The organism is Dapis hubbardiae BLCC-M172 (assembly GCF_050016015.1).
Taxonomy (GTDB): Bacteria; Cyanobacteriota; Cyanobacteriia; order Cyanobacteriales; family Microcoleaceae; genus Trichodesmium.
The window spans coordinates 12,877-29,828 of record NZ_JBNHEQ010000008.1; the positions used below are offsets into that span (position 1 = coordinate 12,877).

Genomic DNA, 16,952 nt, shown 5'->3' on the forward strand with positions numbered 1-16,952 from the left:
ATGTAATAATAATTATAAGGCTATCTTGAGACAAGAGTGAATCGGTTAGGGTTAAGTGCTACACCTGAAAGAGAATATGACAGTGAAGGAACAGAATTTATTTTTGCAGAGTTAGGGGAAGTATTTTTTCAATTTGGAGTTAAAGAAGCAATTGAAAGAGGGATACTTTGTGAATTTGACTATATCCCTCTTGGTTATGAACTTACTAACGATGATAAAGAGAGACTTCAACAAGTATATAGACAAAAAGAAGCTCGTCTCAAAGCAGGTAAACCTATGAGCGAGGAAGAGGTTTGGATTAAACTTTCTCGTGTTTATAAAACTGCTGAAAATAAACTAAATGTTTTTGCAGATTTTTTAGTTGAAAATCCTCAGATGCTTAAGTCTACTATTATTTTTGTTGAAGAGAAGGAATATGGGAATCAACTCTTAGATAATATTCATAATTATACTCATCGTTATCGAACTTATTATTCTGGAGAGGAGCAAAGATATCTGCAAGATTTTGCTCAAGGTAAAATTGATTGTTTAATAACTTGTCACCGTGTTTCTCAAGGAATTGATATTAAGAATTTGGAAAATGTGATTCTTTTTTCTTCAGCAAGGGCTAAATTAGAAACTATTCAACGTATAGGTCGTTGTTTGCGGATTAATCCAAATAATCCAGATAAGAGGGCAAAAGTAGTTGATTTTGTTTTGTGTTTGGAGGATAATCGAGATAGAATATCTGCTGATGAGGAACGTTATGAGTGGTTATCTGAACTTTCAAAATTGAGGATAAAAAGTTAATAGTTATGTTAGATGAGGAAATAAAAAAGGCTATTAGAGAGTCTGTTTCGGAAGCAAGTCAACCAGAAACAGTTGCAAATAGATTGATTAAATGGTTAGAGGAAATGAGCAAGCAAAATTTAAGTGAAACTGATAAAAGTGAACGTCTTGATTTAGTCTATGATGCTATTAATATTGATAAATTAGAAATGAATAATGAAGATTGAAATTATTGGTTGGGAAACAGAGGGTTTGAGATGCCTAGATATGAATATTAATCTTTTATCTGGCGATAAATATGCTCATTTTTCTCTGGTTAAAATGCCTAACGGTACGGCAAAAACTACTACTTTAAGTTTAATTCGTGCTGCTATGAGTGGGGAAAAAGTAAGAAGTTTTTGTATGGTTAATAAATTTAATTCTAGAGGAACATTTGTTTAAAATTTAAGGGTTGATGATAAGGGTGTAACTATTGAAAAATTAGAAATGAATAATGAAGATTGAAATTATTGGTTGGAAAACAGAGGGTTTGAGATGCCCAGATATGGAAATTAATCTTTTATCTGGTGTGAACCCTGTTCATGTTTCTCTGATTCAAATGCCTAATGGTACGGCAAAAACGACTACTTTAAGTTTAATTCGTGCTGCTATGAATGGGGAAGCAGATAAATGGGGTGCAGAGAAAGTAAAAAGTTTTCGTAGAGTTAATAAATTTAATTCTGAAGGAAAATTTACTTTAGATTTAAGGGTTGATGAGAAGCGTTTAACTTTTGAACTAGATTTTGATTTTGAAGAGGGAACAGTTAATTATTCTACTATTTCTCCATCATTAGGAGGAATAATTCCAAAATGGGAGCCTCCCCCTAGTCTTTATCGTTTTTTGAATCAAAAATTTGTGCAATTATTTATTTTTGATGGTGAGTTTGCTAAAGATTTGTTGGATTCTAATAAAACTCATGCTTCTCAGGCAATTGATAGTTTATTTCAACTCTATTTACTGGATGAAATTAAAAGATTTATAGATAAGGATTGGAATCAAAAAACAGAAAAAAAAGCTAGCGAGCAACGGGGTTTAACTCGCCAAAGAAATAAAGTTAATGGTTTGAGAGAAAGAATCAAAAAAGTTGAGGCAATAAAAGATAGAAAACAAGAAGAACTTAACCTTCTAGAAAGAGAGAGCCAAGATTTAGAAACTAAGATTGATGAGTATAATAGCCAGAATCAGGATTTATATCAACAATTAACAGAGAATAAAGAAGAAAAAGGTAAAGCTGAAGAGGAAGTGAAAAGCAGAATCACAGATATAATGATGCAAATTAGACAACCTCAATATTTGCATGAAAGTTTTATTTCTGACTTAATTGAATTAAAAGATAAGTTAGATAAAGCTAAACTTCCTGAAAAAGCATCGCGTCAATTTTTTACAGACATTTTAGAAGAAGAAAAATGTATTTGTGGCAGAGAATTAGATTGTGAAACTCGTGAAGAAATTCAAAGGAGAGCAAACTTATATTTATCAGACGATACTACGGCATTTTTAAATAGTTTAAAAGAAGATATTAGAAATAAACTAACACCTGAAAAACCCGAAAAATTCGTTAATTTATTAACTGAAAATATAGAGGGTTTAAAAACAGATATTGAAGTTAGACAGTATGCTGAAACTAAGTGTAGAACTATAGATAATCGACTGACAGAACAAGGCGATACTCAACTTAAATCTTGGCAAAAATCCCTGGTTGATAAAGAAATAGAAAAAAGTGATCTAGAAAGATTATTAGAACAAATTAACCGCACCCCAAATCATAGAGACGATCCTAAAAATTATGAAAAAAATCTTTGTATTCAATCATTAAAAAAATGGTTAAAAGAGGAAGAAGAAAAATTAGCAGAAATTTCTAATACGGTAGAACTAACAAAGAAAAAACAAATCTTACAAAAAATTATAGACGAGTCTCTGAAAAAAGCAAAAATTAAATTAACAGACTCTCTAATTGAAGAGTGTAATGGATACTTAGATATAGTTTTAGAACGAGACCCAATTCATATTGATAAAATCGAAAATTCTCTTTATCTCAAAGGTCAAAAAGAAGCAAGTATGGGTCAAACATTATCTGTAGGCTATACTTTTTTAACAACATTATTAGACAGAGGACAACATAAATTTCCTCTAGTAGTTGATAGTCCAGCTAATGCTATTGATGCTACAGTCAGACGAGCAATTGCTAAACAAATTCCGGATCTTTGTCATCAGTTTATTGCTTTAACTATCTCTACTGAAAGAGAAGGTTTTACTGATACCCTTAATAACAATTCACGTTTCACTACCCCTAATAAAAATTCACGTTCCACTAAATTTGTAACTGTATTTAGAAAAACCAAAGGTACAGAAAAACTACAAAATACTTTACCCTCTGAAGGAGTTACTCAAACTGAAAATTGTGTCATTGTAGAAGGAAAAGAATATTTCGATAAATTCGATCTTGAAGAATATGAGGATGACATTTAACTATGGCTAAATGGTTTAAACTACGTGAAGATGTTTATGAGTGGTTTTCTAATATTAAGGTAGGACAAACACAACAAGTTAAAACTCTTTTTGATTTATATTATTTATGTTTAATGATGGGATTAGCAACAAAGTCTAAAAATAATCCCAGTGAAAGATGTAAATGTCGAGATTTTATTGATTACTTTGTTAGCGATTATCAAAGCCAACAAAATTTAATTATTGGTTTACTTATTAGGGCAGAATTAGAAAATTTGGGAATCAGTTTAGATGAAAAAGATGCGACAAAAAAACAATTATCAAAACTCATCAATCCTAGTAGTCAAACTAACCTTGACGACGAGGATGGAATAGATAAAATGAATGCTTATGCTAGTGGAGGTTTTGATTATTTAAGAGAAAAATTTGGTTCAAAACCTTATCATCTTGAAGACTTTTTGCAGAGGTATGTAAAAATTTTACGAGAAGCTATTGATGGTAGGTAGATTTGAAATAAACTTAGTATTTATCTATGTGGTTTCTCATCCTGAGATTCCTACTGTTTAAGTCCAACTCAACTTTATATAGTTTGATTAATGCTTTAAAATTTATTTGTTGAACTGCTATGTGAAGTTGTATAATAAAGGTAGGATTAAACTCCACAAACCGATCTGATATAGATTGAAATCTAGGAGGATGATTATGATTGAAATTATTGCCAATCAACCCGATAATATTCTTGCCTTTACTGCTCATGGCCAAGTGACAGGAGAAGATTATGAGTCAGTTTTAATTCCTGCGGTAGAAGCTAAGTTAAAAGAACATCGTAAAATACGCTTGCTTTATCATTTAGATAATGATTTTTCAGGATTTGATGCGAAAGCTTTATGGGATGATACAAAAGTTGGTTTTCAACACCTAACAGCTTGGGCAAAAATAGCTGTTGTTTCTAATAATAAATGGATTCTTGGAGCAACAAAATTTTTTGGATTTATCTGGCCTTGCCCTGTCAAAGTGTTCGATAATAATCATTTAGTAGAAGCTAATGAATGGATCAAGGCTTAACAGTTTTTTGTGTTGAAAAATATTATCGAACTAAACATTATCCGTAAGGTATGTTTTGAGAGAAAAAATAAACGGAAGTAACTTTTTTTGTTATTTCCGTTTCGTTATAGAGTATTTTATTCTAATTGAAAGTTATTTAATGGATTTTTTGTAGCGGAAAGACACTTTTGCAATGGTGCGTTACGACAGATTTTTAAATGTTTTTCATAGTGAGTGATTATAGCTGTCTAACGCACCCTACTGGAATGTTTCAGCTAAAACTGTGCATTAGAGAAGACACCGTAGGGGCGGGTTTTACAAGTGAGTTAATGAGTTTTCATGCGTTTCTCAGATAAACCCGCCCCATAAGATATGAGCCGCCTCTCAGGGGCGGGTTTATGTAAATCCTAGAGTAAGCATAAAAATTTCCTGAGAAACCCGCCCCTACCTATTGCACCATTTTAGATGAAACGGTCTACTACGAATTTGCGTAAGTTACGATAAAATTAAACACAAAATTTAAACAAATTATTATGAAGCAAATTGTAGAATTTCCCCTAGAAGATGGTGACTTTATTCTTATTGAAGTAGATGCACCTCCCCAACAAATTGATGACCGTATTGGCATAACAGATGATGTGACTAGGAAGGCTAATAAAAGTTTTGATTCGGCTATGGAAAAAATTAAACCTGTGGCTAATACTATTATTAAAAAAGTTAGAAGTATGAATGAACCTGCTGATGAAGTAGAGGTAAAATTTGGGATTAAATTAAGTGCTGAAATGGGTGCAATTATTGCTTCTGGAGAGGCAGAAGTTAACTATGAAATTACTCTAAAATGGCATAATAAATAATGACTACAATACTTAACTTTGACCACTCTATTGTCAGAATTTATTCTCAGTCAAACCAAGTAAAAGGAGCGGGTTTTTTAGTATCTGAAAATCAAATTCTGACTTGCGCTCATGTAGTAGCTTTGGCATTAGGCATCAATGGTAATACTGCTGAAATGCCAACCACAGAAGTTAAATTAGATTTTCCTCAAGTTGCCCCTGGGGAAATTCTGATAGCTAAAGTAATTTTATGGTTGCCTGTTAACCCACAGGCAGCTTTAGAAGATATTGCCGTTTTGGAATTAACAACCATTCCTAATAATACTTCCCCAGTGCGGTTGATGACTTCTGAGGAATATTGGGGGCATAATTTTCGTGCTTTTGGGTTTCCCAAAGGTAAGGAAAATGGTGTCTGGGCCAATGGGGTGTTACGGGGTGGTACTGCTAATGGTTGGGTCCAACTAGAAGATATTGACAATACTGGTTATGCTTTGCAGGAAGGTTTTAGTGGTACTCCTGTTTGGGACGAAACTTTAGAGGGCGTTGTGGGGATGGCCGTTGCTGCGGAAAAACAACGGTTGGATGCTAAGGCAGCGTTTATTATTCCTACTAATTTATTGATGACAGCATGGCCTCAGTTGCAGGAGCGGTTAATTGGGGGTTGTCCCTACAAAGGTTTGTTTGCATTCCGAGAAGCTGATGCTGAATACTTTTTTGGGCGAGAGGTGTTCACTGAGCAGCTTGTGGCAGCAGTGGCACGACAACAATTTGTGGCGGTTATAGGGCCTTCTGGCAGTGGTAAGTCTTCGGTGGTGTTTGCGGGGTTGGTTCCTCGGTTGCGTTCTCAAGGGAGTTGGCAAATTGAACAGTTTCGCCCGAAAGCTCATCCTTTTGATGAATTAGCTCGTGCTTTGGTTCGTTTCAAGCAACCAGAAAATAAGGAAACTGTACAAGATATTGAAGCGTTGCAACTTTCTATGTTGTTGGAAGAAAAAGAGTCAACTTTATCAACATGGTTAGCTTCTATTTTGGAGAAACATCCAGGCAGTCGTTTGTTGTTGGTGGCGGATCAATTTGAAGAAATTTACACTCTTTGTACTGACGAGGAAAAGCGGGTGTTGTTTTTGGAAAGGTTGCTTAATGCAGTGGCAAATATTCCAGACTTGACTTTGGTTATGACTCTGCGGGCTGATTTTTTGGGGTATGCTTTGTCCGATCGTTCGTTGGCGGATGCTTTGCAGAATAGTGATGTGAAGTTGGGACCGATGAATAGTCAGGAGTTGCGCTCGGTTATTGAATTGCCTGCGCAAAAGTTGGGGGTGCGGTTGGAGTCTGGGTTGACTCAACGGATATTAAAGGATGTGGAGCGATCGCCTGGTAATTTGCCTTTGTTGGAATTTGCTCTGGAGCGTTTGTGGGGTAAGCAAAGTAATTCTCAGCTTACTCACCAAGGTTATGAGGAAGTGGGAGGAGTTGATCAGGCGTTGGCGAGTTATGCGGATGATGTTTATGAAAAGTTGAGTGAGGTAGATAGGGAAAAGGCGGAACGGGTGTTTATTCAGTTGGTGCAACCAGGGATGGGAACTGAGGATACTCGTAAGGTGGCGACTCGTGCTGAGGTGGGAGTTGATAATTGGGATCTGGTGAGGCAGTTAGCTGATGCTCGGTTGGTGGTGACGGGGCTAGATAAAACTGGTGAGGAAACGGTGGAGGTTATCCATGAGGCGTTGATAAGAGAATGGGGAATGTTGCGGGGATGGATGGCGGTGAGTCGGGAGTTTAGGGTTTGGCAGGAAAAGTTGAAGGGTAGGTTGGCACAATGGGTGGAGAAGGATAAGGATAATGGGGCGTTGTTGCGGGGGTTGGTTTTGGCGGAGGCGGAGAAATGGCAGCAGGAAAGGTTGTTGGAGTTGAGTGGGGAGGAGCAGGTTTTTATTCGGTTGAGTTTGGAGTTGCGCGATCGGGAAGAGAAACAACAGAAACAAAGACAGCGCCGGAGGCAGTTAACTGTTTTGGGGTTGACGGTTGGTTTGGTTTTGGTTTCTGGAGCGGGGCCATTGGTAAAGCTTGAGAGACAACTTGCTGAAATTACTGAAAAAAATGCCGATCTCAGAGCCAAAATAGCCACCTTAGAAACTCCCTTTAACCAAAGTATAGAGACAGAGTTAGATGTCATCAAACTTGGGAAAGAACTAAAGAAATTGCAAGATGCTGGTCAACTAAAAGCTTACATCCCTTTCAGAACAACAGGAATATTGCAGAAAATGATAGAGTGGCGGGAGTATAACCGCCTAGAAGGGCATCAGGATGAGGTATACAGTGCCGAATTTAGTCCCGATGGTAACTTGATAGCTACTGCAAGTGCTGACAAGACAGTGAAACTGTGGAAACCAGACGGCACTCTGGTGAAAACCCTAGAAGGGCAAGATGGGGTCTCTAGTCCCAAATTTAGCCCTGATGGTGAATTGATAGCTACTGTAAGTGGAAATACACTCAAATTCTGGAACCCAGACGGCACTCTGGTGAGAACCCTAGCAGGGCATCAAGATGGGGTCGGTACTGCAAAATTTAGCCCTGATGGTGAGTTGATTACTACTGCAAGTGATGACAAGACAGTCAAACTGTGGAAACGAGATGGCACTCTAGTGACAACCCTAGAAGGGCATCAGGACGAGATATATAGTGTAGAATTTAGCCCCGATGGCGAGTTGATAGCTACTGCAAGTAATGACTACACAGTGAAACTGTGGAAACCAGATGGCACTCTGGCGAAAACCCTAGAAGGGCATCAAGATGGGGTCGGTACTGCAAAATTTAGCCCTGATGGTAACTTGATAGCTACTACAAGTGCTGACGACACAGTGAAACTGTGGAAACGAGACGGAACTCTGGTGAAAACCCTAGAAGGACATCAGGAGGGTGTTAGCAGTGCCGAATTTAGCCCTGATGGTAACTTGATAGCTACTGCAAGTGGTAATACAGGCAAAATATGGAAACGAGACGGCACTCTGGTGAGAACGTTAGAAGGGCATCAAGATGCGGTCTATGATGCCAAATTTAGTCCCGATGGTAACTTGATAGCTACTCGAAGTGAAAAGACAGTAAAACTCTGGAAACCAGACGGAACTCTGGTGAGAACCTTAGAAGGGCATCAGGATGTAATCTACAATGCCGAATTTAGCCCTGATGGTGAGTTGATAGCTACTGCAAGTGGTGATAACACAGTCAAACTCTGGAAGTTTAATCTCGATCACTTACTCCAGCATACTTGTGACTGGGTGCGTGACTATTTGAAAAATAACCCCAACGTGAAAGAAGAAGATCGCCGTCTTTGTGACGACATCAACTAAAAATTAACTATAAAATTTCTTAGTAAGCATGAGGTACACTGCAGGAGATCCCCCCTAACCCCCCTTGAGAAGGGGGGAACCGGAAGTATCCCTTTTTCAGGGGGATTTTTTCATTATATTGCTCTCTTTCTATAGATTGATCTTCTATTCATCTATTGTCCAATAGTTAGGGCGTACTGATTAAATCTAAAAGCATTGACAGATAAAGGTTTCAGCCTTTTTGTGTCAAAAATTGATGTTATATTCATCTATTGTCCAATAGTTAGGGCGTGCTGATTAAATCTAAAAGCATTGACAGATAAAGGTTTTAGCAATTTTAAGCCCTGAAAAAGTGAGGATTTTAGGGTAATGCGAGGCAGAAAAATCATTCTTACTATTGTTTCGGCATACTTTCATCCAACAAAGCTGAAGAAAAAGGTAGAAAACTCCCATCTGCCTACTTATATCAAATCCGCTTGCTTTGGAGAATAAAGTTTTACCATCAGAAAAGAGCGAAAAATCCTAGTTTGTAGAGGGTTTGGAGACCAAACCCCTACGGCCTTGAATTCTACCGATACTACCGGATTTGATATTACACCGCTTTTCAGATGGAGAAACCACACCGTCATAACCAAAACCCAGTAGGGGCGAATCGCGATTCGCCCCTACTTCCCTACTCCCCTACTGTGGTCTACTGTGGTCTACTGAAATGAAAAGCGCTGTAATTATCAGGGGAAACCCAATACCACGAAGGTTTTGTTGGGTTTCGCTACTGCTCAACGAAACCGACATTTTTAGACCCATCAATCTACTACTGGACTGACAATTATGCAATGGTGCGTTAGGACGGATTGTTAAATACCTTTGACAGTCTATATTTTAGCCGTCTAACGCACCCTACAAATTTTGCTATTGATTTATGTCACCATGCTGAGATAAACTAAAAGAATCCAACTATCTAATACTACCTAAAATGCACTCCTACTCATTAATTGCCCCTGCTAAAATAAACCTCTATCTAGAAATTATCGGCGATCGCCCAGACAACTATCACGAATTAGCAATGGTCTTGCAAAGTATTAGTCTGGCAGATAAAATAGATATTCGTTCTATCGGTATTGAAAGTATTGTTGTACGATGTAAGCATCCTCTAGTTCCCGCAGATGAGGCTAATATTGCTTACCGAGCTGGTTCCCTGATGAGCAAACAATTTCCAGAAGCACTTGTTCGATACGGTGGGGTTGAAATTACTATCCATAAAAATATTCCTGTGGCAGCAGGGTTAGCAGGAGGTTCCACAAATGCAGCAGCAGTATTAGTTGGTTTAGACTTAATGTGGGAACTGGGTTTAACTCACGGGGAGTTGGAAGAGTTGGGAGCGCAGTTGGGTTCAGACGTTCCTTTCTGTATTGGTGGGGGAACTGCGTTAGCAACTGGGAGGGGTGAAGTGCTTTCCCCACTGCCAAATTTAGACCATATTTATGTAGTTTTAGCTAAATACAAAAGTCTCTCTATTTCTACACCTTGGGCGTATAAAACTTACCGTCAAGAGTTCGGTGATACTTATGTTACTGATACAGAAGGTCAGGAAAGTAGTAGACAAAGAGTACATTCTGGACCAATGGTATCGGCGATCGCTCACCACAACCACGCTGAAATTGGCAAACTATTACATAACGATCTAGAAAAGGTAGCTTTACCAGAATATCCCCAATTATTAAAATTAAGAGAAGCTTTTGCCTCCGAGAATGTATTAGGTGCTATGATGTCAGGGTCAGGACCGACTATGTTTGCTTTAACAGAATCTCAAGCTCAAGCAGAGGAAGTTGAGGCAGCAGTAAAAGCGAAAATGGCTGACCCAGATTTAGAATTCTGGATAGCACAGTTTAATTCTAGTGGTATTAGTATTGCACATTGATGAATTTAGAATTCAGAATTCAGAATTTAGAAGTCATGTCAAATATTATGTTTTAAATAATTAACATTGTAGGTTGGGTTGACGTTAGGAAACCCAACAAAATGAAGAATTCAGGGCGTTGCTGAATTAAGGCATGAATATTAAGTGGGATGGGCATCCTGCCCGTCCAAAAATATTAAGGAACAGGCAAGATGCCTATTCCACAAAACTATTAAAATTATCCCGCATTTATGCAAAGCCGAATTCAGAAGTCATGTCAAATATGATGTTTTAAATAATTAATATTGTAGGTTTGGTTGACGTCAGGAAACCCAACAAAATTTAGAAGTAATATTAAATATCATGTTTTAAATAATTAATACTTGGAACGATTTCCTATTCCCTTACCTTAACTGAAATTACCGAAAAATAAAGGTATAAAGCCTCTCCTTTCAAGGAGAAACAAAAAAAATTTCCTTTTATTCAATCCTCTTCCTTTTAGGGAGTGGTAATTATCAATTATCAATTATCAATTATCAATTATTGAACATGTCTCAAACAATATTAAAACCCCAAAAAACAATTCCACCCCTAGAAAATGGAGACCGACTAACCTGCCTTGAATTTGAACAGCGTTATGAACAAATGCCTCATGTTAAAAAAGCTGAATTAATTGAAGGAATAGTTTATATGGCATCAGCGTTACGAATTAGACAACATGGTAATCCTCATGCTTTTATTATAACTTGGTTAGGCACATATTGGTCAATTACACCAGGGGTTGAAGTAGGGGATAATTGTACAGTACGTCTGGATGCCGACAATGAACCTCAACCTGATGCTTTACTCAGAATTATCGAAAATGGACAATCTATAATTAGCGAAGATGACTATGTAGAAGGTGCCCCAGAATTAATCGTCGAAATATCAGCTAGTACAGCTTCTATTGACTTACATGATAAATTAAAAGTTTATCGACGTAACCAAGTTCAAGAATATTTAGTTTGGCGAATTTATGATGGAGAATTTGATTGGTTTCGATTAAGAGAAGGCAAATATATTCAACTTCAACCAAATGAAAAAGGTGTTATTTGTAGTGAGTATTTTCCTGGATTATGGTTAGATAGAACAGCTTTACTTACAGGAAATTTAGCTCAAGTATTAGCAACTTTACAGGAGGGGATGAATTCTTCAGAACATCAAAATTTTGTCAAAAAATTAACGGCAAAATCTGATTCATAACCAATTTCATCAAATCATTTTTTATTTGTAATTCAAACATTCAGAAACTATGACAAATTCAACTTCTAAATCAAACAAAAAATCTACTCCTAAAGTCAACCCTTTACAATGTTTAGCAAGTTCTATAATTTCTGGTGGATTAGCCACACTTGCCTATTTATTAATGAAATCAATTGCTGAGACATTTGCTAGAAAACCGATTATTTCAGATAATGTTTTTGTGGTGAATATGTCTAGTGCTGTTCGTACTTTAGTAGTAGGAGTTATTGCTTTTGCAGCCTGTATGTGTGCTATGGTTACTGTAGGTTTAATTGCCTTGGCTATACAAACTACAATTCAGGGATTTAGCAACAAAGAAATGCCTCCAAATGAAGGTTGAAGTTCAATAATTAATAATTAACAATTAATAATTAATAATTACCTCTTCTTAAAAATAAAAATAAGAGGATTGGTTAAAAGCAATTTATTTCTTTATTTTATCCTTGAAAGGAGAGGCTTTCAACCTTCTTCCTTACCTTCCCTATACAATACCGATGCTAGCAGACATGATATGATTTGTGAAAAAAACTTTAGGGGTTTGGAGGCAAAACCCCTACGATAAAATAAGAACAGGTAATTATCAATTATCAATTATCAATTATCAATTATCAATTATCAATTATCAATTATTAAAAAGCTTAATTACACCTTGGTCAAAAATATGATTATTAACATCAATTCCTCTAACAATTAAACGGTCATTATAAACGTCAAAAGCAGCAAAACTAAAATCACTTGTAGCATATTCAGTCCACTCCGATATATCTACAAGACGTTGTTTTGCTCCAGCACCACAAGTCAAATAAGTCGTACCATTAATTGGGCGAGTTCTTTCATAATCATGTTCATGTCCGTTAATATAAACCTGCACCTGATACTTTTTAAATAGAGGAGTTAAAATCTCAATAAATTCTTCATTTAAGCCATACATTCCCGAAGAATAAATTTGATGATGACCAAATACTATTTTCCACGGTGCTTGACTGTTACTTAGTTCTTTTTCTAGCCAATTTAATTGCGCTTTCCAGTCAGCATTAATATTAGTATCTAAGGCAAAAAATTGAATAGGTTGATACTCAAAAGTATAGTATCTTCCTGCCATATTAAAATTTGGATATTCTAATTCCCATTCTCCATTATTACTTCTCAGATCATGGTTACCCAGACAGGCATAAAATTTCACTTTATTGTCAAGTAAAGCTTTGTATGGTTTCTCAAAAACATCGCCAATTTTTTCAATTTCTCCATCCTCATAAATATTATCACCACCAAGAATTACAAAATCAAAAGGATATTGTAAATAATACCGTCTCATAGCTTCAGCTACAGCAAATTGATCTTTGCCTCCTGTACCAGTATCGGCAACAGAAACAAACCGAAAAATAGGATTAGTTTTGAGAGGGGAAGCATTGCTTAATTCTAGTGCATTAGTATGAGTGTTAAACATTTTTGTTAAAATACCAGCAAGAGTGACGCTATTTAGACCAGTTAAAAATAAAAATTGACGACGTTTTATACTCATAATTAATGAGAAAATAAATTAATAGGACTTACGCACCCAAACAAGAAACTGGGTTTATTACCCTGGTTATTGTTTCTCAGGAAATTTCATTGATAAACCCGGTTTCTACGTCAGTCCTAATTAAGTAGAAAAAGGACTATAGTCCAGAGTACAAATTTGTCTTTTATTAATTTATCGTTTTATTAGTCGATTTGCTTCCTCCAAAAGGTATAGAAAAAATGTCAGAAGACCAATCAAACCAACCAAATTTAGAACAACCTGAAACAGAAGGAGTTTCTCAGGAAACAACAGAAACTCCTTCTATCACATCCGAAACCCAACCTCAAGAACAACCAACTACTGAGAATGAATCAGTTGTGGCCAAACCTGGACTTTGGCAGCAAGGTTTGGGGTTAGTTCGTTCCTTACTCCCAGAGTCCCTAAGTCAGAAGTTTTCTGATGGGTTGTTGACTGGGGCGATCGCTGGTATTTTTGCCCTAATTCTGGTAATTATTGTTGTTTCTTTTCCTTCTAATAAACCTACTACTGAAGTAGCGGATATTCCTGTTGTTGCGGAGTCTGAATTAACAGAGGCGATACCTACCGAAGAGTCTCTACCTGCTACAGAAAATGAGGAAATTTCAGATTTGACATTGCCAGAAGCTCCTGAATCTATCGAACCTGTTGCGCCGGAACCTCCAAAATTAACACCAGAGCAAATTTTTCTAGTGTCAATTCAAAATCAGATTGATGATTTAGCGAATCAATATGGTGGTGGAATTGTTGAGTCTTTAAAGTTTGATTTACCCAGTAATTTATTAACTGTTGAAGTGAAGAATGATTGGTATTATATGACTCAAGAAGAACAAGACGAATTAGTTAATCAAATGTTTGAGGAGGCGCAAAATTTAGAGTTTGATAAATTGGCATTAATTAACTCTCAAGGTAGAATGGTAGCTCGGACTTCAGTGATTGGTTATAATATGGTTATTTTAGAGCGATCGCTCTTAAAATTACCAGGGTAATTTTAAGCATTAAGCTATTAGCATTCAGCATTCAGCTTTTGAAGGTAATAACTTACCGAAATATTGTGGTTTAAAGCCGACCCTTTTAAGGGGATAATAAATAAAAATTTTCCTGTTTGTCAATCCTCTCCTTTTCAAGGAGAGGTAATTCGCGCATTCTTAATTCGCGCATTCTTAATTCTTGAATAAGGTTAGCTGATGACCTTTTTCTTGATAACTTTTAATTCTCCAAGGAGAATAATTCCTCTTTCCAAAATTATGAATTAATAAGTCATAACTGATAGCTGATATCTGACGGCTGAATGCTTACATTAATCTGTTGTCATAGCAAATAATTTTATAGTATAATAAAAAGTTCAGAATAAAAATAGAGACTAGAGACTAAAAATATATTATGGCTAAAAAAAGTGGTGAAGGACAAAAACTAATTAGTGATAATCGCCAGGCAAGATTTAATTATCATATTATAGAGACTTATGAAGCTGGCGTGGCATTACAAGGAACAGAAGTAAAATCAATTAGGGAAGGTAAAGTCAATTTACGGGATGGTTATGCTTTAATTCGTAATAATGAAGCATGGTTACTTAATGTTCATATTTCCCCATATCAAAAAGCAGGAGAGTTTTTTAATCACGAACCTCGCCGTAGTAGAAGATTATTATTACATAAACAAGAGATTCGGAAATTAATTGGAAAAGTAGAACAACAGGGATTAACTTTAGTACCCTTGAGGATGTATTTTAAGCGTGGTTGGGTAAAAGTTGATATTGCTTTGGCACAAGGTAAAAAACTTTATGATAAGCGTGAAACTATTAAGAGGCGAGACGATAAACGAAGTATGCAAAGAGCAATTAAACAATATTAGATTAACAAGTGCTACCCACTAGGGAATAGGGAACAGTAAACTGTCAAAGGATTTTTCGTATAGGGAAAAGCTCCGCTAACAGGATTTATAAATGTTTTAATCTTTGCTTCGACTGCTATGTGAGAGTAAATTTGATAATTTAGCATTGGGTAGAGTTTATTAAGATAGTCAAACTTAGGGGAAATTCAACTCCTAACTAAAGCTTATAGTATCATCATATGCGACAGCTTCTTTTATTTTTATTTGTGCCTATGGATGAAAATTACAAGCCATTCTTTTGCTCTAGAAAGTAATTTCTGAAATACCTGTTTGTAACTCACTGTTTCAACTGTTATTTGTTCAATTTATTCTACTCTTTTTTCTGGATAAATCTCCCAAAAATTATCTATTTAATAATCATAATCAATACTTTTTAGTGTCAAAATTAATCCCGAAAACTGCCAGAATTTTAGATGTTTTTGATCTGTGTATAAGAAGATAAATTTCCACCCCACCTGATTAACTTGGAGTGGAAAAATATCAACTTAATAACGACGCATTTCATTCAGAAACTTATTTTGATAACGCAAAAACTCTTTTCGAGATTCTTGGGAACGACGTTTATTATATCTGTAAATAGACTCACGCAAATTTTCTAATTCCTGAATTCGACGTCTCTGATCCTGGAGAAACCCTTGCTGAAACCTTAGATATTCCCTGTGCCACTCATTAAAACGACGTTGACCATCACGAACTAACATTTGACGATAATGTTCGTGATCCAACTTATCTATAGGAACATTACTTAAATCTCTCATAACTCAATACCTCTCAAACTAAAGTTTTAAATCTTAAAATTTTAACATTTTATTTATTTAATATCAAATCCTATAGCTTCTGACTTGTGCGTAGCGCCATAATACTCATTCCAGCCCAAGAAACTTTTTTTTCTGTATAAGTTACAAACCTAGCTTTACCAGTAACTAAATCATACTTAAAAATTTGACCATTAAATATAGCAAATAATTCATCACCGTAAAAATCTAGACAACCAGAATTCTTAACTCCACTAGCACCACCAATAGTAATAGGACTAGCATTATTATTAAGTCGCATCAGATATCTTTTCTGATTAGAATTATTACCAAAATCTGAATAACCTCGACCTTTACTATCAAAAGCTAAACCACCACAATAAAAAGGATAATAAGATTTATAAGACTTAATAACTCTTCCTGCACCTGTCTTTAGATTTACTCTTAATAATGTTTGAGGACCCATTGCATATAGAGCATTTCTATGTTTAGAAAAAGCTAAACTAGCTACTTTACTATTACCCAATTTACCAATAATTTTAGTTTTTGCAGTATTAGGATTTATTCTGACTAAATCTGTTGTTTTTGAGTCCCGCCATCGAATTCCATAAAGTATATTTCCACAAAAAGCAATGTCTACTATATGCATACCCATAGAACCAATTAAGAATGTTTTACCAGATTTTATATCTAAAGTATAGAGATTACTTGCCTTGCCCTTAGAGTATAAATCTTGAATATAAATTAATCCTTCATTCTGTTTATAAACTTCGTCTGATATTTCTGAAGTTTCTGCGGGGGAAACTAGGTCTGGGTCTTCTTGTTCTATATCGATGGGCGGTGTCGATGACTCCTGGAAAAATGGGAGACCTAATGGGGATGGTTCGTCTATATCGGTTGGTAATTCCGAGAACTCTGACTGTGACGTTGGTGGATCTGATTCTGGTTTTTTTTTTGGCTTTCCCAGGGGTTTTGTCTGGTGGTTTTTTGTCTTTTTATTTTGCTTACTACCAAGTAATTTTTCTGTAACTTTTTCTAGTCCTTCAGGTAATTTTTCTGCAACTTTTTCTAATCCTTCAGGTAATTTTTCTGCAACTTTTTCTAATCCTTCAGGTAGTTTTTCTGTA

16 protein-coding genes are annotated in these 16,952 nt (G+C 35.9%); 13 read left to right on the top strand and 3 right to left on the bottom strand.

The features are described 5' to 3' along the window. Nucleotides 1-36: 36 nt before the first annotated feature. From ACP6PK_RS00650 to ACP6PK_RS00700, 11 genes are all read left to right on the top strand, one after another. Nucleotides 37-789 (top strand): DEAD/DEAH box helicase, encoded by a 753-nt coding sequence (locus ACP6PK_RS00650; protein WP_426556879.1) that lies wholly within the window; start codon nucleotides 37-39, stop codon nucleotides 787-789. A 5-nt stretch (nucleotides 790-794) separates the two neighbouring features. Further along, nucleotides 795-995 carry a CxC ATPase DNA modification system associated small protein gene (locus ACP6PK_RS00655; RefSeq protein ID WP_426556881.1) on the top strand — a complete coding sequence of 67 codons (201 nt, stop codon included), beginning with the start codon at nucleotides 795-797 and terminating at the stop codon, nucleotides 993-995. Then, nucleotides 985-1,209, top strand: coding sequence for a hypothetical protein (locus tag ACP6PK_RS00660; RefSeq protein ID WP_426556883.1), 225 nt, complete (start codon nucleotides 985-987; stop codon nucleotides 1,207-1,209). The genes ACP6PK_RS00655 and ACP6PK_RS00660 overlap by 11 nt, the downstream gene beginning before the upstream one ends. Nucleotides 1,210-1,261: 52 nt before the next feature. Beyond that, the gene (locus ACP6PK_RS00665) at nucleotides 1,262-3,277 is read left to right on the top strand and encodes a hypothetical protein (RefSeq protein WP_426556885.1); all 2,016 of its coding nucleotides are present in this window, start codon (nucleotides 1,262-1,264) and stop codon (nucleotides 3,275-3,277) included. Between the two features lie 2 nt (nucleotides 3,278-3,279). Next, nucleotides 3,280-3,762, top strand: a complete 483-nt coding sequence (locus tag ACP6PK_RS00670) for a hypothetical protein (RefSeq protein WP_426556887.1) — start codon at nucleotides 3,280-3,282, stop codon at nucleotides 3,760-3,762. Between the two features lie 196 nt (nucleotides 3,763-3,958). Continuing rightward, nucleotides 3,959-4,321 carry a SpoIIAA family protein gene (locus tag ACP6PK_RS00675; RefSeq protein WP_426556889.1) on the top strand — a complete coding sequence of 121 codons (363 nt, stop codon included), beginning with the start codon at nucleotides 3,959-3,961 and terminating at the stop codon, nucleotides 4,319-4,321. A 512-nt stretch (nucleotides 4,322-4,833) separates the two neighbouring features. Continuing rightward, on the top strand, nucleotides 4,834-5,154 hold the full coding sequence (locus tag ACP6PK_RS00680) for a CU044_2847 family protein (protein ID WP_094675981.1): 321 nt from the start codon (nucleotides 4,834-4,836) through the stop codon (nucleotides 5,152-5,154). Continuing rightward, a complete protein-coding gene (locus ACP6PK_RS00685) occupies nucleotides 5,154-8,483 on the top strand; it encodes an nSTAND1 domain-containing NTPase (RefSeq protein WP_426556891.1) in 3,330 nt (1,109 codons plus the stop codon). The genes ACP6PK_RS00680 and ACP6PK_RS00685 overlap by 1 nt, the downstream gene beginning before the upstream one ends. 952 nt (nucleotides 8,484-9,435) lie before the next feature. After that, the gene (gene ispE / locus ACP6PK_RS00690; RefSeq protein ID WP_426556893.1) at nucleotides 9,436-10,380 is read left to right on the top strand and encodes a 4-(cytidine 5'-diphospho)-2-C-methyl-D-erythritol kinase; all 945 of its coding nucleotides are present in this window, start codon (nucleotides 9,436-9,438) and stop codon (nucleotides 10,378-10,380) included. Between the two features lie 528 nt (nucleotides 10,381-10,908). After that, complete coding sequence (locus tag ACP6PK_RS00695; RefSeq protein ID WP_426556895.1) at nucleotides 10,909-11,601, top strand: Uma2 family endonuclease; 693 nt, start codon at nucleotides 10,909-10,911, stop codon at nucleotides 11,599-11,601. Nucleotides 11,602-11,650: 49 nt separating this feature from the next. After that, on the top strand, nucleotides 11,651-11,980 hold the full coding sequence (locus ACP6PK_RS00700) for a DUF3082 domain-containing protein (RefSeq protein ID WP_094674273.1): 330 nt from the start codon (nucleotides 11,651-11,653) through the stop codon (nucleotides 11,978-11,980). Between the two features lie 282 nt (nucleotides 11,981-12,262). Here the strand turns inward: ACP6PK_RS00700 and ACP6PK_RS00705 are convergent, their stop codons facing one another. Beyond that, entirely contained in the window at nucleotides 12,263-13,162 is a 900-nt protein-coding gene (locus tag ACP6PK_RS00705) for a metallophosphoesterase family protein (RefSeq protein ID WP_426556897.1), read from the bottom strand. 218 nt (nucleotides 13,163-13,380) lie between these two features. On the opposite strand from ACP6PK_RS00705, the gene ACP6PK_RS00710 reads away from it, so the two are divergent. Both ACP6PK_RS00710 and smpB read left to right on the top strand, forming a co-directional pair. Further along, nucleotides 13,381-14,166: a hypothetical protein gene (locus tag ACP6PK_RS00710; protein ID WP_426556899.1), complete on the top strand. Its 786-nt coding sequence runs from the start codon at nucleotides 13,381-13,383 to the stop codon at nucleotides 14,164-14,166. 394 nt (nucleotides 14,167-14,560) lie between these two features. Next, complete coding sequence (smpB, locus tag ACP6PK_RS00715) at nucleotides 14,561-15,031, top strand: SsrA-binding protein SmpB (RefSeq protein ID WP_094671773.1); 471 nt, start codon at nucleotides 14,561-14,563, stop codon at nucleotides 15,029-15,031. 524 nt (nucleotides 15,032-15,555) lie between these two features. Here the strand turns inward: smpB and ACP6PK_RS00720 are convergent. Then, entirely contained in the window at nucleotides 15,556-15,828 is a 273-nt protein-coding gene (locus tag ACP6PK_RS00720) for a hypothetical protein (RefSeq protein ID WP_094671774.1), read from the bottom strand. A 70-nt stretch (nucleotides 15,829-15,898) separates the two neighbouring features. Then, the coding region (locus ACP6PK_RS00725) for an NHL repeat-containing protein (RefSeq protein ID WP_472846353.1) at nucleotides 15,899-16,952 on the bottom strand (1,054 nt) is incomplete at its 5' end.

What these genes read in the sequence shown, in the direction of transcription:
- ACP6PK_RS00655 (WP_426556881.1), top strand. Translation starts at nt 795, where the DNA reads ATGTTAGATGAGGAAATAAAAAAGGCTATTAGAGAGTCTGTTTCGGAA.
- ACP6PK_RS00660 (WP_426556883.1), top strand. Translation starts at nt 985, where the DNA reads ATGAAGATTGAAATTATTGGTTGGGAAACAGAGGGTTTGAGATGCCTA.
- ACP6PK_RS00665 (WP_426556885.1), top strand. Translation starts at nt 1,262, where the DNA reads ATGAAGATTGAAATTATTGGTTGGAAAACAGAGGGTTTGAGATGCCCA.
- ACP6PK_RS00670 (WP_426556887.1), top strand. Translation starts at nt 3,280, where the DNA reads ATGGCTAAATGGTTTAAACTACGTGAAGATGTTTATGAGTGGTTTTCT.
- ACP6PK_RS00675 (WP_426556889.1), top strand. Translation starts at nt 3,959, where the DNA reads ATGATTGAAATTATTGCCAATCAACCCGATAATATTCTTGCCTTTACT.
- ACP6PK_RS00680 (WP_094675981.1), top strand. Translation starts at nt 4,834, where the DNA reads ATGAAGCAAATTGTAGAATTTCCCCTAGAAGATGGTGACTTTATTCTT.
- ACP6PK_RS00685 (WP_426556891.1), top strand. Translation starts at nt 5,154, where the DNA reads ATGACTACAATACTTAACTTTGACCACTCTATTGTCAGAATTTATTCT.
- ispE (WP_426556893.1), top strand. Translation starts at nt 9,436, where the DNA reads ATGCACTCCTACTCATTAATTGCCCCTGCTAAAATAAACCTCTATCTA.
- ACP6PK_RS00695 (WP_426556895.1), top strand. Translation starts at nt 10,909, where the DNA reads ATGTCTCAAACAATATTAAAACCCCAAAAAACAATTCCACCCCTAGAA.
- ACP6PK_RS00700 (WP_094674273.1), top strand. Translation starts at nt 11,651, where the DNA reads ATGACAAATTCAACTTCTAAATCAAACAAAAAATCTACTCCTAAAGTC.
- ACP6PK_RS00705 (WP_426556897.1), bottom strand. Translation starts at nt 13,162, where the DNA reads ATGAGTATAAAACGTCGTCAATTTTTATTTTTAACTGGTCTAAATAGC.
- ACP6PK_RS00710 (WP_426556899.1), top strand. Translation starts at nt 13,381, where the DNA reads ATGTCAGAAGACCAATCAAACCAACCAAATTTAGAACAACCTGAAACA.
- smpB (WP_094671773.1), top strand. Translation starts at nt 14,561, where the DNA reads ATGGCTAAAAAAAGTGGTGAAGGACAAAAACTAATTAGTGATAATCGC.
- ACP6PK_RS00720 (WP_094671774.1), bottom strand. Translation starts at nt 15,828, where the DNA reads ATGAGAGATTTAAGTAATGTTCCTATAGATAAGTTGGATCACGAACAT.